The sequence below is a fragment of the Intrasporangium sp. genome (assembly GCF_035688975.1).
GTDB lineage: Bacteria > Actinomycetota > Actinomycetes > Actinomycetales > Dermatophilaceae > CALMNV01.
The window spans coordinates 1-14,809 of sequence record NZ_DASSMH010000057.1 but is presented as its reverse complement, the minus strand read 5'-3'; the positions used below and the strand labels follow the sequence as shown (position 1 = coordinate 14,809).

Sequence of the window (14,809 nt, the reverse complement as noted above, 5' to 3'; positions counted from 1 at the left end):
GCCACCAACGTCGGGGCGCTGCCCGGCAACGTCTACCGGGGCGGGTCGACCGGCACCGCGGTCTCGGACGAGCTCTTCCGCGTCGGGCTGACCTCCACGGGCGTCAGCTCCAAGCCGGTGGCCGTTCCCAACGGCGCAGTGCCCTGGTCGAGCACCCGGGGGGCCTTCATGGTGGGCAGCAAGGTCTTCTACGCCCTGACCGACGGCTTCCTCTACTCGCGGACCTTCAGCGGCGACACGTGGGGTCCGGCGGTCAAGATCAACCCGTACCACGACCCGACGTGGGCCAACGTCGATGACCACCTCGGCGGCACCTTCGACGGCAACGTGCCGACGCTCTACGGGCAGATTCCCGACCTCACCGGCATGTTCTACGCCGACGGCCGGCTCTACTACACGCTGGCGCGCGACACGCAGCTGCGGTGGAGGTGGTTCTCCCCGGACAGCGGCATCGTCGACGAGCGGACCTTCTTCGCCCCGAGCACCGTGAGCTTCCGCAACGCCCGGGGGATCTTCGTCGCCGGGGACAGCCTCTACTACGCCTCGACGAGCGACGGCTCCCTCAACCGGGTCCGCTGGAGCGGCGGCTCCGTGAGCGGGGTCCCAGTGCCGATCAGCGGTCCTGCGCTCGACGGGGTCACGTGGTCCACCCGGTCGCTCTTCCTCTTCAGCGGCTGAGCGCCGGCGGTGGGCTGCGTCGTACGGTGGGCGCATGATCACCGTCGAGCTGGCCCGCCGCCTGCTGGCCGGTGGCGTGCTCTGGGAGCCTCGTCCGGGTGACCGGTTCGCCATCGACCAGCCGACCATGGCGGGCGAGGTGTTCTGGATCAGCGAACTGACCATCGACGTGCACACCTTCCACGGGCAGCCGCTGCTCGGCTTCAACGGCACGACGGAGTGGGCGCTCGACTCGGTCACCCTCGACGCGGCGGTGTGGCTGCCGCGCGAGGACCAGCTGCGCGAGCTGCTGGGCTCCCGGTTCCGGCGGCTGTCGTGGACCGGCTCGGCGTGGACCGTGACCCTCCTCGACGACGGTGGCCCGGTCGACTTCACCGACGCCGACGTCGAGTGCGCCTACGCCCGGGCGCTGCTCAGCCTGACCTGAGAGGAGATCGCACATGCCCGGCAAGGACGAGCTGCCCTCGACCCTGAAGCGGTCACCGAGAAAGGCTCAGGAGACCTGGGCTGCGACGCACGACGCGGCCGTCGAGGAGTACGGCGAGGGGGAGCGGGCGCACCGAACGGCCTTCGCCTCGCTCAAGCACTCCTTCGAGAAGGTCGGCGACCACTGGGAGCCGAAGGCGAAGAAGGGGCCCTCCGACGCCCAGGCGAGCCGGTCGGGCCGCGCCGCCCGCAAGGGTGGGGACACCGCGGGTGGCGTCGACGCCAACGCGAGCAAGCGCCACCTCTACGAGGTCGCCAGACGGCTCGGCATCCGCGGCCGCTCCCGCATGGGCAAGGCCGAGCTCGTCGACGCCATCCAGCGCGCGAACGACCGCGCCACCCGCCGGGCCCGCTCCTGACGCGCCTTGCGGGGAGCGGCCCGCCGGTCAGCTGCCCCGGCCGGACCGCGCCAGCGTGAGGAAGTCCCGCACGCCCGCGTCGGGCAGGTAGGCGCGGCTGAGGGCCAACCCGATGCGCGGCAGGTCCGCCTCGTCGGGGAAGACGAGGTAGAGCGGCTCCAGGCGCGGCTGGAACTTGGCCTTGAAGGCGTGCAGCGACCGGAACCCGTAGTAGGGCTCGAGGGCGCCGCCCAGCCGGTCCAGGAAGGCGTCCAGCGTCCCGCGGTCGAGGCCCTCGTCCCGGCTGGTGCCCGTCGACCGGGCGAGCGGCGCTCCCGAGAGCGACACGACCCGGCACCCGGCCTCACGGAACGACGTGCACGCCGAGGAGATGAGGAACTCCATCGAGTAGCGGAAGCCACCGGGCAGCCGGCGCATGACGTCGAGCGTCCACCCGACCGGCGAGCCACCGCCGACGTCGTAGATCGGCATCCACGACGTGACGCCGTGCACGGTCGACTCCGGGTCGACGGCGACGCCGACGTGGACGTGCGGGTCGAGTGCCTCGTCGACGCCGCCGAGGGTGAAGCCCATCTCGGGCAGGCCCTTGTCCTCGACCCACGCCGCCGAGATGGCCTGGACCTGCAGCTGGATGCCGCGCGGAGCGTCGGCGAGGGGCCCGAGCCGCAGCGTGATGCCCAGCTTGCTCGCCTGGTTCAGGGCCGTGCGCACGTCCTGCCACGCCTTGCCGGTGAAGGTCAGCCCGGGGAGGTCGATGACGGCCTCCTCGGCCACCTGCAGGCTGTGCCAGCCCTGGGCGCGGGCGTGCCGGGACGCCTCTGCGGTCACGGTGAACAGGCACGGCACGAGCCCGGCCTTCCGGACCGCGTCGGCGAACGAGCCGAGCAGGTCCGCACGGGCCTCGCTCCGGCTCGCCACGGGATCGCACAGACCGATCGCCACGCCGGCGTGCACGCGGTAGGCGACGTAGCCGGCGTCCCGGTGGCTCTCGAACCACCGGTTCTCCGGCCACGTCGTCATCCACGCGAGCCGGTTCACCGTGCCCTCCTGCTGCAGCAGGGCGGTCGCGACCTGGCGCTGCTGCTCGGTGGCGGGGGCGACGAGGCTGCCGTGCGTGCGTCGGGCGCGCCTCGGTGAGGGGTTGCGGAAGGCGTGCCGCCCGACGAGCAGGACGCCGAGCCCGAAGGCGTTGCCGACGACCTCGTAGAGCAGGGCCAGCACGCCGGGCTCGCCGACGATGACGATGAAGATGACCCCGAGGAGCTGCACCGTGATGACGACCCACAGCAGGCCGGTGGCCCACCGCCACGCGCGGCGCCGTCCCTTGTAGAGGCTGCGGGCGAACCACAGCCACACGACCGCTTGGATCAGCCCGGCGAGGAAGGCGCGGTTCGCGAGCTCCTCGGCTCGCCTCTCGCTCGACAACGTGGCCGCGAGCGGTCCGTCGGCGGCCGTGAACGGCTGGATGAGTCCCTCGAGGGCGGCCACGACGAAGAAGCAGCAGGCGAGGAGGCGGAAGTCGCGCCGGGTCAGCGCCCGCCGGGTGAAGCGCGGCCTCCGGCCGACGAGGTAGGGCCCGAGCAGCAGCCCGGCGCCCACGGCGATGACGTGCTCGAGGTCCGCGAGCGAGCCCATGTCGATGACGAAGAGCAGGACGTATGCCGCGAGAGCGGCGCGGAGCCGGCCACGCCACGGCGGCTCGAGGGTCACCGACGCCGCGGCCGCGGCGCCGAGGAAGCCGGCGGACGGCCCGGCGTCGCGCACCTGGGCCAGCTGCGTGGTCCACAGGTAGCCGTGGTCGCGCGTGACCGCGAGGAGGGCGGACGCCCCGAGGACTCCGGTGACGTGCGCGACGAGCAGGGCGACGGCCGCACGCGCAGTTCCCAGCCGCCACTCGCTGAACCCGCCGAAGATGGCCAGCCCTACGAGGATGGGCAGGTATTGCACCGGGATCGCGGCGAAGAACGCTCCCGTGAGCACCGACCACCAGTGCCCGGCGAGGAGCGAGGGCAGGCCATACGTGACGACCTCGCCGAGGGGCCGCGCGAGCAGGGGGTCCCACAAGGAGCCGGTCAGCAGGGACAGGAGGACGACGAGCGCGAGCAGCGCGACCGTCAACGGGATCCGGCGGACCAACAGGCCCCAGGACGCCATGCTCCATGGTCGCGCAGAACCGGTCGACGCGTCCTGCAAATCTCTCGGGGGCTGCGCTGGCGCAACTTCGGCGCCACGTCAACGGCATACGGTCCACGGCATCCGTAGGATTCCCCGCACCACCGGCAGAGAACCGGACCGGCCGACCCCGCCCAACGACGGCCAAGGAGCCTCATGAAGATCGTCGTGACCGGCGCCAGCGGCAACGTCGGCACCGCCCTGCTCGGCGTGCTGCGCGGTCGGGGCCACGAGGTCGGCGCAGTGGTCCGACGCCCACCGCCCCCTGTCGCCCCCTACGACGTGGCGCGCTGGACGGCGCTCGACCTCTCCCAGCCCGCCTCCGAGCCGCGGTTGCGCGAGCTGCTCTCGGAGGCGGACGCGCTGGTGCACCTCGCGTGGGGCTTCCACCCCATGCGGCGTCCGGACTACCTGCGCGCGGTCTCCGTCGGGGTCCTCGAACGGGTCGTCCGGGTCGCCCTCGACGTCGGCGTCGCGCACGTCGCGCACACGTCGTCGGTGGCGGTCTACTCTCCCCGGACGACCCCCTCGCTCGTCGACGAGACGTGGCCACCGGGCGGCATCCCCACGGCCACCTACAGCCAGCACAAGGTGGCCGCCGAGGCGACACTGCGCCGGCTCGCCGCGGCGGCCGGCGCCGAGGACCGGGTCGCCGTGCTCAGGCCGGCCCTGGTCGGTCACTACGCCGCGGGCGGCCCGATGCTGCGGTGCGGGCTGCCCGGCATCGTGCCGGGTGCCGTCCTGCGCCACGTGCCGGTCCTGCCGGTGGACCCGCGCTTCGGCATCCAGCTCGTGCACGCACGGGACCTCGCCGACGCCCTCGTCCGGGTCGTGGAGCGCCGCGCCCACGGACCGTTCAACATCGCCGCCGAGCCGCTGCTGCGCGGTCCCGACATCGCCGCGGCGCTCGGTGCCCGGCCGGTGCCGCTGCGACGGGAGCACGCCCGCGCCCTCCTCGCAGCGGCGTGGCACGCCCACCTGCACCCGCTCGACCCCGGCTGGGTGGACATGGCGCTGGAGGCCCCGTGGGTCGACAGCAGCCGCGCGCGGGAGGAGCTGGGGTGGCACCCGAGGCACACCGCGCTGGACGTGCTGGCCGAGCTGGTCCGCGGCATGTCGGACGGGTCCGGCACCGCGAGCCCGGCCCTGCGCCCCCGCCGCGTCCTCGACGCCTGCGTGCGCGCCGCCCGCGAGGGGACGGTGGCGCGTCGCGCGTTGACGTGACCGCCCCTCGGGCGCTCACCACCCGCCGGCGAGGGGAGACGCCAGCACTCGTGCAACCTGCTCAGGGTGCGTGTAGAGGTTGTTGTGCGAGCCCTCGGGCCGCACCAGTCGCACGGACGGGCTGCGTAGGGCGGCCGCCCGCAGGGCCTGGAGCCACGCAGCCGGCGCGTAGCTGTCCCGCACGCCGGCCGTGAGCACGAGCGGCAGGGTCAGCCCTCGGATGCGCTCCTCCGGGGCGTCGGCGAGGCCCGATCGCAGGACCGCGACGACGCCCACGCGGCCGCGCACGAGGTCGGGCAGCGCCAGGAGCAGTTCCGTGGGCGGGTCCCGGCGGTAGGCGGCCGGCGTGGCGAGCAGCAGCCGGCCCCACCGCCGGTGGGCGGGCCGGAAGGTCGGCCCCGCCATGACGAGCGTGGCGTCGCGGCGGTCGTGCTGGAGCAGGAGCGCGGCACCGAGCGCGGCCTGGGCGGCCGTCGAGTGCCCGGCCACGACGACCGGGCCGGTGACGTGCTGCCCCACCCAGGCCGCGGCGGCCCGCCCGACGGCGTCGACGTCGGGCGGGACCGCGCGGCCTCCGTGCCGCCCGAAGCCTGGCAGGTCGAGCAGCACGCTGCGCATCCCGGCCCTGCCGACCTCCCGGGCGACCCGGAGGGCATACGTCGGCAGGCCCAGGCCGGGCAGCAGCACCACGGTGCCCGGCGCGCCGGCCTGCGGCCCGCACTCCCAGGCGTGCACCCGCGCACGCCCCACCATCGACCAGCTCTCCCGAGTCCCGGCAGCCCGCACGACCGCAGCACGCCTCACAACCCCAGCAGGCCTCACGACTCGCGTACCACGTCGGAGGGGCCCTTGTCGGGCCGCAGCCCCCGCCAGGCGGGGTGGCGCAGGCGCCCGTCCCGGGTCCACTCCCCGAAGCGCACCTCTCCGACGAGCGCGGGCGAGACCCAGTGGGCTTCGCGGGCGTCGGCTGCGGGAACCGTGCCGGCGAAGGGGTCACGAGTTGTCTCCAGCGCCTTCATCCGCGCTGCCAGGTCCTCGAGCATGCGCTCGGAGAAGCCGGTCCCCACCTTGCCGACGTAGTCGAGCCCGTCCCCGGAGGGGATGCCGAGCAGCAGGGAGCCGAAGCTGCCGCTGCGGCGGCCGGCCCCCGGTCTCCAGCCGCCGACGACGACCTCCTGGGTGCGCAGGTGCTTGACCTTGACCCACGACTCGGACCGCCGGCCCGGCTGGTATGTCGAGTCGAGCCGCTTGGCCACGACGCCCTCCAGGGACTGCTCCGCCGCCGCCTCGAGCACCGCCGGCCCGTCACCGAACCACGCCGGGGGAGTGCGCCACGAGCGGCCGTCGAGGCCAAGGCCCTCCAGCAGCCGGCGCCGCTCCCGGTACGGCAGGGCGAGGGTGGACCGGCCGTCGAGGTGCAGCACGTCGAAGACGAGGTAGGTCACCGGCGTCGAGCTCTCGAGCCGGCGGACCTGCGCCGGGTTGGTCACGTGCATGCGCGGCTGGAGCCGGGTGAAGCTCGGGCGCCCGTGCTCGTCGAGGGCCACGATCTCGCCGTCGAGCACGACCTGCCGGGAGCCGAGGGACGCCGCCATGGCTCGCAGCTCGGGGTAGGCGGCGGTCATGTCCTGGTCGTTCCGGGACGTGGCACGCGGTCGCCCGCCGTCGACGTGGACCACGGCACGCACCCCGTCCCACTTCAGCTCGAAGGCCCACCGGTCGTCGTCGGGAGGCAGCTCGTCGCGCAGCACCGCCATCATCGGCCGCACGAGCGCGGGCAGCGGCTCGTGGCCCAGCGCCGCAGGGTGCGGACCCGACGCGTCGGTCCTCACGTGGCGAAGGCTCCCGACACCTCGAAGGGCAGCGCGCTCGACCGCATGACGGACGACGCCGGGCTGCCCGTCGCGGCGCGCAGCTCCACGGCGCCGACGCCCACGATCCGGTGCAGCAGGGCCAGCCCGGCGCCACCCAGCTCCGTGACGTCGGACAGGTCGAGGACCACGGGAGCCTCACCCACGGCCGTGGCCGCGAGGGCGAGGCGGAGGTCCTCGAGCGTGTTCGGCCGCAGCGGTCCGCTGACGAGGAGCACCCGCCGCTCACCCTCCCGGCGCAGGAAGGCCTCGAGCGGCGGAGCCGGGCTGGTGTCGACGGCGAGCTCCTCTGACGGCTGGAAGAGCGTTGGGGCCGAAACGGACTGGCGCAGTCGGACGATCGTGCCCATGCCGTCGTCGGCGTGCCGCACGTCCATGTCGTCGACGAGGTGCAGCATCGGGATGAGGCCGAGCCCCCGCGTCGCGCCAGAGGCGGAGCCGGCGTCACGCGAGGCCGCGCTGCAGCGATGCCGCAGGGTCACGGTGAGGATGCCGTCCTGCCCCAGCGTGGCCTCCACCTGCACCTCGCACGCGGCCCCGACGTGGGCCACGTTGCCCAGGTGGGCGAGGGCGGCAGCGACGGCCTGCTCGATGCCGAAGAGCGTGCCCTCCCCGACGTCGAACTCCTGCAGCCAGGCCCGGAGGGCGACCCGGGCGGCTCGTTGGTCGCCGGTCGAGCGGATTGCACTCTGCCGAAAGGGCGCCCGGGGCTGGGCGCGGTACCGCGCCGCCACGACGGTCGCGTCGTCGGAGCGCCCCCGCTCGTCACGCACGCGGTGGGACAGCACCTGGGACACCGTCTCGGACAGCGACTCGTGCACGTCGTGCGCGACGTCGCGCCGCAGGCGCCGCAGCCGTGGCGTGATCGAGCCGGTGCCGCGGTCGACCAGGGCGTTGCTGAAGAGGACGAGGGTCTCGCCGTCCCCGAGCCGGTCGTCCACGGAGACGGCCTCACCCCGCACGCCGAGCGGCGGGGAGGGGCCCACGGCCACCGAGCGGGGACGGCCGCCCAGGTCGACGACGAGGGGCGGCAGATGGCCACGGTGGCACAGCCGGGCGCGGCCCGTCCGGGTGTCGACGTCGGCCACGACGACGTTGCTGCCCGCGACCTGCGGGGTCTGGGCGGCATACCGCTGCAGCTGCTCGAGCGCCTCCTCCGGGCCCGCCCCGGCCGCCAGCGCCTGGGCGACGACGCCGCGCAGCTGGGCGGCTGCGGAGGCGCCCACGAGCCCCTCGGCCACGGTGTCGCCGACGACGAGCGAGACCCGGTCGGGGGCCGCGACGACCTCGAACCACGCGAAGCCCGGCCCCCGGACGGCACTGGAGGCACACCCCGCACGCACCTGCAGATCCGGCAGGGTCGGCGTCGTGGCCGGCACGAAGAGGCGACGCACGTCGTGCTCCGACAGGACCCGCCCGTCCGGCTGCTCCGGCGGGTCGGGGACAGCCGAGAGCCGTGCCCGTTCTCTGTCAGTCACCGCGCGGCCTCTCCTCGCCTCATCGCTGCTCCTCCACCTGTCCCCGGCCGCCGCCATCCGCAAACCTCGGTCCCGGGTTGCGGCAGCCCACGGCCGGTGCTTGTCTGGGAGTCGCACTGCAGTGGTCCAGCAACGGCGCCACCGTCCCCTGGGAAGGAAAGCCGGTCATGCGCTCGTCGTACGCCGCTCCGCACACGGTCTCTGACGAAGACCCGGACACCGACTGCACCGAGTCGCTCCTGCAGGCCGCCGACACCGCGAGCGACCCAGCCACGCGGGCCCGGCTGCAGCAGGAGGCCGTCCTGCGCAGCCTGCCTCTCGCCGAGTCGGTCGCCCGCCGCTACTACGGGCGGGGCATCGACCTCGACGACCTCGTCCAGGTCGCCAGGATGGCGCTCGTCAAGGCCGTGCGCCGCTACCGGCCCGGCGCGGGGGCCGGCTTCACCGTCTATGCCGTGCCGACGATCTCCGGTGAGATCAAGCGCTACTTCCGCGACAGCGGGTGGTCCGTGCGCCCGCCCCGGCGGCTGCAGGAGCTGCGCGTCGCGCTCGTCGAGCACGAGGAGCGGCTGCTGCACGACCTGCGGCGGGAGCCCACCTTGGGCGACCTCGCCGAGGCGATGTCGCTGCCGCGCACGACGGTCGGCGAGGCCCGGCTGACGTCGGCGGCATACCGCGCGTTGTCCCTCGACGCTCCGGTGCCCGGCAGCGAGGCCCGGGCGGAGCTGCCCGACCCGGCGGACGCGTTCGACGCGCTCGAGACGCACGACGCCCTTCGCCGCGCGCTGGCCCAGCTGACGGACCGGGAGCGGCAGATCGTGCACCTGCGCTTCGTCGACGAGTGCACCCAGGCCCAGATCGGCGCGGCGCTCGGCGTGAGCCAGATGCAGGTGTCCCGGCTCCTCGTGGGCATCCTGCGCAAGCTGCGGGACCGGTTGACCGAGGAGGAGGGCGAGGACGAGGTCGGTATGCCGGCCGCCGGCGTGAGCGCCTGACCCGACGTCCGGCCGCCGGGGCGCGGCGCGCTACGTCCTCGTTTGCCGCCACTTCCCCCGGGTACGCACTGCCCAGACCGGCGGTGCCCGGCCCAACTCCCTGCAGACCGAGGACTACTTCACGATGCCGCGTGGCCTCAAGCAGATCATCGACGCCTTCGCCCTGTCGGGCGAGTACCACTGGGAGATCGCCATGGCGGCCACCCTCATCGCGACGATCCCGATGATCCTCGTGTTCGCCTTCGCCCAGCGCTACATCCTCGACGGCCTCGCCACGAGCGCCAAGCAGGGCTGAGGGCCACCGCCCCACCGCCCAGCGTCCACACCGACACCAACACCCAGGAGGGTTCGTGAACTCGCAGGACTCCATCGCCGCAGGCCGCCACTTCGCCCCGGCGGAGCTCGTCCTCGTGCGCCATGCCCAGAGCGTCGGCAACGTCGCCGACTCGGCCGCCCGCGAGAAGGGCCTCGGCCGGCTGGAGCTCACGACGCGCGACGCCGACACCCCGCTGTCGGACACCGGCCGCGAGCAGGCGGAGGCCCTGGGCAGCCACCTCAGCGGGCTGGACGAGGAGGAGCGGCCGCAGGTCGTGCTCGCCTCGCCCTACGAGCGGGCCGCGCACACCGCGCGGCTCGCGACCGCTGGCCTCGACGACGTGCCGCTCGTCACCGACGAGCGGCTGCGCGAGCGCGACCTCGGCCTCTTCGACGGCATGACCGGCACGGGGATCCGGGCCGAGTTCCCGCAGGAGGCCGAGCGCCGCACCACGGTGGGGAAGTTCTACTACCGGCCCCCGGGCGGCGAGAGCTGGACCGACGTCGCGCTGCGGGTGCGCAGCGTCCTCGCGGACATCCGCCAGGAGTACGACGGTGACCGCGTGTGGGTCTTCACCCACCAGGCGGTCATCATGAGCTTCCGGCTCGTCCTCGAGGGGCTCGACGAGCGGCGGCTGCTCGAGATCGACGGCACCGAGCCGCTGGCGAACTGCTCCATCACCCGCTACCTGCGCGGCGAGGGGGGCGCCCTCGGGCTGGTGACGTTTGCCGCGACGCGGCACCTCGAGCTCTCGCCGGCGCAGACGACGCACGAGGAGCCGCACGCTCCGGTCGGCGGCGCCCCCCATGGGTGACCCCGCCGAGGACGGCGCCGTCATCACGGCGGCGCTGCTGCGGCGCTGGCGCCTGCCCGACCCCGCCGGCAACAAGGACGCCAAGGGCCGGGTGCTCATCGTCGGCGGGGGAGCCGCCACCGCCGGGGCGATCCTGCTCGCCGCAGAGGCCGCGCTGCGCATCGGAGCCGGGAAGCTGAAGATGGCCACCGTCGCCGCGACGGCGCCGCTGCTGTCCACGGCCGTGCCGGAGGCCTTCGTCGCCGGGCTGCCGGCCGGCGAGACGGGCGACATCAGCCCGGCCGCCGCTGAGGTGATCCTCGACCTCGCCGCGTCGGCGGACGCGGTGCTGCTCGGCCCGGGCATCACCGACCCGGAGGCGGCCACGGCACTCCTCGAGCTGGTGGTGCCCCACCTCGACACCCGCGTCGTCATCGACGCCCTGGGCACGGCATACCTCACCGCACACCCCGACGGGGTCCGCCACCTCGAGGGCCGGGTGCTGCTCACGCCCAACTCCGTCGAGCTGGCCCGCACGCTCGGGGCGAGCCACGACGACGTGGACGCGGACGTCCATGCCGCCACGGCCGCCCTGGCCCGCCAGACCGGGGCCGTCGTGCTCTCCGGGTCCGCCCTGTCCTACGTCGTGACCCCGGACGGCACCACGTGGCGCAACGAGGCCGGCGGACCGGGCGTGGCCGCCTCGGGCTCCGGTGACGTCAAGGCGGGCGCGGTGGTCGGGCTCTGTGCCCGGGGTGCCAGCCCCGAGCAGTCGGCGGCCTGGGGGTCCTTCGCGCACGGGCGCGCGGGCGAGCGGCTCACGGCGTCCGTGGGGCGGGTCGGCTTCCTGGCCCGGGAGCTGGTCACCGAGCTGCCCCGGGTCCTCGCGGAGATCGAGGTCTAGCACCCCGGCCGCCTGGGTACGCACCTTGGGACAGAGGAAAGGACCCCACATGGGCAGCAGCTCGGCGGACGCCGTCATCATCGGGGCCGGGCCCAACGGCCTGGTCGCCGCCAACGCGCTCGGCGACGCCGGCTGGGACGTGCTCGTCCTCGAGGCCAGCGACCGGGTCGGTGGTGCCGTGCGCAGCGACGAGGTGACCGCGCCCGGCTTCCTCTCCGACATGTTCAGTGCCTTCTACCCCCTCGCGGCGGCCAGCCCCATCATCGCCGACCTCGACCTCGGGGCGCACGGGCTGTCCTGGGCGCGGGCGCCGCACGTGCTTGCACACCCGCTCGAGGACGGCCGCGCGGCCGTCCTCCACTCGCGCGTGGAGGACACCGCGGCGGCGCTCGACGCCTCGACCCCCGGCGACGGAGCCGCATGGATCGAGATGTTTAAGCAGTGGCAGCTCATCCGCGACCCGCTCCTCGACTCGCTCTTCACGCCGTTCCCGCCGGTCTCCGGCGCCACCCGGCTCCTGCGCCGGCTGGGCACCTCCGGTGCCCTCGAGTTCGCCCGGATGGCGGTGACCCCGGTCCGGCGGCTCGCGCGGGAGCGCTTCCGGGGTGACGAGGCCGCCCTGCTGCTCACTGGCAACGCCCTGCACACCGACATCCCCCCCGACGCCGCCGGCAGCGGCATGTTCGGCTGGCTGCTCGCCATGCTGGGCCAGGACGTCGGCTTCCCCGTGCCGCGCGGAGGGGCCCAGGAGCTCGCCTACGCGCTGCGCCGCCGCGCCGAGGCGGCCGGCGTGCAGTTCCGCACGTCGGCCCGGGTCACCCGCATCGAGCCGGGGCGAGGGCGCCGCAACCGGGTCCTCGTCGCGGACGGCACGTCCGTCGACGCGCGGCGGGCCGTCCTCGCCGACGTCCCCGCGCCCGCCCTCTACGAGGAGCTGCTCGGGCCGGAGCAGCTGCCGCCCCGCCTGCGCCGCGATCTCGACCGGTTCGAGTGGGACAACGCGACGGTCAAGGTCAACTGGGCCCTCGACCGGCCGGTCCCGTGGTCGGCGGCCGAGGTGGGCAAGGCCGCGACGATCCACCTCGGCGTGGACGTCGACGGCTTCGTGGACTTCGCCGCAGACCTGTCGGTCGGACGGGTGCCGGAGCGCCCCTTCATCCTCTTCGGTCCCATGACGACCTCAGACCCGACCCGCTCGCCCGACGGCACCGAGTCGGCGTGGGCCTACACGCATGTCCCGCGCAACCTCGACTGGACCGGAGAGCTGCTCGACGCGCACGTCGACCGGGTCGAGCAGGCGCTCGAGCGCGTGGCCCCGGGGTTCCGCGCCAGCACCCTGGCCCGGCACGTCCAGTCGCCCGGTGACCTCGAGGCCGTGGACGCCAACCTCGTCGGCGGCGCCGTCAACGCCGGCAGCTCGGCGCTGCACCAGCAGCTCGTCTTCCGCCCGACGCCCGGGCTCGGGCGGCCCGAGACGCCGGTGCCGGGGCTGTTCCTCGCGAGCGCCTCCGCCCACCCCGGCGGGGGAGTGCACGGCGCCTGCGGCTGGAACGCGGCGCGGGCCGCCCTCGGCTCGGACGGGCGCACCGGGTCGGTGCGCCGGGCGCTCGCGAGGACGGCGTGGTCGAGGTTGCTCAGGCCGGAGTGATGGAGACGCGGTGCCGGCCCTCCGCGAGGTAGGCGAGCCGGGCCAGCGACTCCCGGTTGCGGGGCAGGATGAGCGCCTGGCGCGCGGGCTTCGGCAGCAGCCTGCCGGGCCCGGCCACCGCGTCCTCACGCATCCGCACGATGGACGCCTCGGGTGAGATGGTCTCCAGCGTGAGGAAGACGTGCGCCTCGCCGAGCGGCCACCCGCGGGCCTTGAGCACGAGCTCCTCGAGCGGCCTCGCCCGGAGCACCTCGCTGGTGTCGTCGATGAGCAGCGGCCACATGCCCGCGGAGTGGTGGATCTGCGAGCCCTCCCGCGGCCAGTCGTCGTCGACGTCGCGGATGCGGGACGCCCCGACGACCCAGGTCGAGTAGAGCCACCCGTCGGAGAGGACGGCCCACACCGCCTCCACGGGGGCCTGGATCGTCCGGCCGACCTCCGACGAGTCCTCGGCTTCGATCCCCATCCGCCTGCCTCCCATGTGCGTCGCCACCGTCTTGTCGTGGTCACCAGGTTGTCGTGACGAGGATGCCGTACCCAGCGGGCACCCGCTCCACCCGCCGGGCCCACCGGCGGTCCGTAGTCTGGCGCCATGGCTTCCGCGTCGAGCAAGGCCGCGGCGGTGTCGATCGAGGTCGACGACCGCACGGTCCGGCTCTCCAGCCCTGACCGCGTCTACTTCTCCGAGCGCGGCGAGACCAAGCTCGACCTCGCCCACTACTACCAGTCCGTCGGGCCCGGCATCGTGCGGGCCCTGCGGGAGCGTCCGTGCATGCTGCACCGCTTCCCCAAGGGCGTCGACGGGCCCAAGGTGCACCAGAAGCGGCTGCCGGCAGGCGCCCCCCCGTGGGTCGAGACGGTGCGGCTGCACTTCCCCCGCTACGGGCTGCATGCCGACGAGCTGTGCGTCACCGAGCTCGCGAGCGTGATCTGGGCGGTGCAGATGAGCACCGTCGAGTTCCACCCGTGGAACTCGCGCCGCGCCGACACGGAAAAGCCGGACGAGTGGCGCATCGACCTCGACCCCATGCCGCAGTGCTCCTTCGACACGGTGCGCCGCGCCGCCGCGGTGGTGCGCGAGGTGCTCGACGAGCTCGGCGCCGTCGGGTGGCCCAAGACGTCGGGAGGCGCGGGCCTGCACGTCTACGTGCGCATCGAGCCGGCATGGGGCTTCACGGACGTGCGGCGGGCGGCGCTCGCCTTCGCCCGTGAGGTCGAGCGCCGGATGCCCGACGAGGTCACCACGACCTGGTGGCGTCGCGACCGCTCACCGCGCGACCTCTTCGTCGACTACAACCAGAACGCCCGCGACCACACCATCGCGGCGGCATACAGCGTCCGTGGCAACCCCCGCGGCACGGTCTCGGCGCCCCTGGCATGGGACGAGATCCGCGACGCCGAGCCCCAGGACTTCACCATCGCGACCATGCCGGAGCGCTTCGCGCGCCTCGGAGACCTGCACGAGGGCATCGACGAGGCCGTCTTCGACCTGCGGCCGCTGCTGGAGTGGGCCGAGCGGGACGAGCGCGCCGGCGCTGCGCCGCCCGTCGAGCCCGACGAGGCCTGAGGGGCGCCGTGGACCACGCCCGCTTCGCCGACCGCCATGCCATGGACGTCGTCGACGTCCTCCACGGCGAGGCGGCGGTCGAGGCCGTCGACCGGTCGGGATTCTGGGCCGTCGTCGCCACCTTCGAGGGCGCCGTCACGGCGGTGCGCTTCGGCGACGTGCGGCCCGGATCGGCCAGGGCGCGACCGGCCGGGGAGTGGACGCCCCTCACCGGGCCGTGGTCCAGCTCGCTCGACCAAGGGGCCTACGTCGCCGGCGTCAAGGACGTGCGGCGGCGCATCGCGGCCGGCTCGGTCTACCAGGTGAACCTCTGCCGCG

14 protein-coding genes and 2 pseudogenes are annotated in these 14,809 nt (G+C 74.4%); 11 read left to right on the top strand and 5 right to left on the bottom strand.

Annotation, left to right across the window (positions count from 1 at the left end; genetic code table 11):
* The 3 genes and pseudogenes from VFJ94_RS05960 to VFJ94_RS05950 all read left to right on the top strand — a co-directional run.
* Nucleotides 1-678, top strand: a pseudogene (locus VFJ94_RS05960) (hypothetical protein); the annotation flags it as partial.
* Nucleotides 679-712: 34 nt separating this feature from the next.
* Nucleotides 713-1,105 carry a hypothetical protein gene (locus VFJ94_RS05955; RefSeq protein WP_325003279.1) on the top strand — a complete coding sequence of 131 codons (393 nt, stop codon included), beginning with the start codon at nucleotides 713-715 and terminating at the stop codon, nucleotides 1,103-1,105.
* A gap of 13 nt (nucleotides 1,106-1,118) precedes the next feature.
* Nucleotides 1,119-1,523, top strand: a complete 405-nt coding sequence (locus VFJ94_RS05950) for a ChaB family protein (protein ID WP_325003278.1) — start codon at nucleotides 1,119-1,121, stop codon at nucleotides 1,521-1,523.
* Nucleotides 1,524-1,550: 27 nt separating this feature from the next.
* Here the strand turns inward: VFJ94_RS05950 and VFJ94_RS05945 are convergent, their stop codons facing one another.
* Nucleotides 1,551-3,677, bottom strand: a complete 2,127-nt coding sequence (locus tag VFJ94_RS05945; RefSeq protein ID WP_325003277.1) for a DUF2156 domain-containing protein — start codon at nucleotides 3,675-3,677, stop codon at nucleotides 1,551-1,553.
* A 174-nt stretch (nucleotides 3,678-3,851) separates the two neighbouring features.
* Here VFJ94_RS05945 and VFJ94_RS05940 point away from each other — a divergent pair, with 174 nt between their 5' ends.
* Nucleotides 3,852-4,919 carry an NAD-dependent epimerase/dehydratase family protein gene (locus VFJ94_RS05940; RefSeq protein WP_325003276.1) on the top strand — a complete coding sequence of 356 codons (1,068 nt, stop codon included), beginning with the start codon at nucleotides 3,852-3,854 and terminating at the stop codon, nucleotides 4,917-4,919.
* Nucleotides 4,920-4,934: 15 nt separating this feature from the next.
* On the opposite strand, the gene VFJ94_RS05935 is transcribed toward VFJ94_RS05940, so the two are convergent.
* The 3 genes from VFJ94_RS05935 to VFJ94_RS05925 form a co-directional block, all read right to left on the bottom strand.
* The gene (locus VFJ94_RS05935; protein ID WP_325003275.1) at nucleotides 4,935-5,672 is read right to left on the bottom strand and encodes an alpha/beta fold hydrolase; all 738 of its coding nucleotides are present in this window, start codon (nucleotides 5,670-5,672) and stop codon (nucleotides 4,935-4,937) included.
* A gap of 65 nt (nucleotides 5,673-5,737) precedes the next feature.
* A complete protein-coding gene (gene ligD, locus VFJ94_RS05930; protein ID WP_325003274.1) occupies nucleotides 5,738-6,751 on the bottom strand; it encodes a non-homologous end-joining DNA ligase in 1,014 nt (337 codons plus the stop codon).
* On the bottom strand, nucleotides 6,748-8,268 hold the full coding sequence (locus tag VFJ94_RS05925; RefSeq protein WP_325003273.1) for a SpoIIE family protein phosphatase: 1,521 nt from the start codon (nucleotides 8,266-8,268) through the stop codon (nucleotides 6,748-6,750). The genes ligD (VFJ94_RS05930) and VFJ94_RS05925 overlap by 4 nt, the downstream gene beginning before the upstream one ends.
* 167 nt (nucleotides 8,269-8,435) lie before the next feature.
* On the opposite strand from VFJ94_RS05925, the gene VFJ94_RS05920 reads away from it, so the two are divergent.
* The 5 genes from VFJ94_RS05920 to VFJ94_RS05900 all read left to right on the top strand — a co-directional run bounded on the left by VFJ94_RS05920 (nucleotide 8,436) and on the right by VFJ94_RS05900 (nucleotide 12,924).
* A complete protein-coding gene (locus VFJ94_RS05920) occupies nucleotides 8,436-9,263 on the top strand; it encodes a sigma-70 family RNA polymerase sigma factor (protein WP_325003272.1) in 828 nt (275 codons plus the stop codon).
* Nucleotides 9,264-9,387: 124 nt separating this feature from the next.
* Nucleotides 9,388-9,558, top strand: coding sequence for a hypothetical protein (locus tag VFJ94_RS05915; protein ID WP_325003271.1), 171 nt, complete (start codon nucleotides 9,388-9,390; stop codon nucleotides 9,556-9,558).
* A 55-nt stretch (nucleotides 9,559-9,613) separates the two neighbouring features.
* Complete coding sequence (locus VFJ94_RS05910; RefSeq protein WP_325003270.1) at nucleotides 9,614-10,393, top strand: histidine phosphatase family protein; 780 nt, start codon at nucleotides 9,614-9,616, stop codon at nucleotides 10,391-10,393.
* Entirely contained in the window at nucleotides 10,386-11,276 is an 891-nt protein-coding gene (locus VFJ94_RS05905) for an NAD(P)H-hydrate dehydratase (RefSeq protein ID WP_325003269.1), read from the top strand. The genes VFJ94_RS05910 and VFJ94_RS05905 overlap by 8 nt, the downstream gene beginning before the upstream one ends.
* 49 nt (nucleotides 11,277-11,325) lie before the next feature.
* Nucleotides 11,326-12,924, top strand: a complete 1,599-nt coding sequence (locus tag VFJ94_RS05900; RefSeq protein WP_325003268.1) for an NAD(P)/FAD-dependent oxidoreductase — start codon at nucleotides 11,326-11,328, stop codon at nucleotides 12,922-12,924.
* Here VFJ94_RS05900 and VFJ94_RS05895 read toward each other — a convergent pair.
* Entirely contained in the window at nucleotides 12,911-13,390 is a 480-nt protein-coding gene (locus tag VFJ94_RS05895) for an SRPBCC family protein (protein WP_325003267.1), read from the bottom strand. The genes VFJ94_RS05900 and VFJ94_RS05895 overlap by 14 nt on opposite strands.
* Before the next feature lie 126 nt (nucleotides 13,391-13,516).
* Between VFJ94_RS05895 and ligD (VFJ94_RS05890) the strand changes: the two genes are divergently transcribed.
* Nucleotides 13,517-14,491: a non-homologous end-joining DNA ligase gene (gene ligD / locus VFJ94_RS05890; protein WP_325003266.1), complete on the top strand. Its 975-nt coding sequence runs from the start codon at nucleotides 13,517-13,519 to the stop codon at nucleotides 14,489-14,491.
* An 8-nt stretch (nucleotides 14,492-14,499) separates the two neighbouring features.
* Nucleotides 14,500-14,809, top strand: a pseudogene (locus VFJ94_RS05885) (anthranilate synthase component I family protein); the annotation flags it as partial.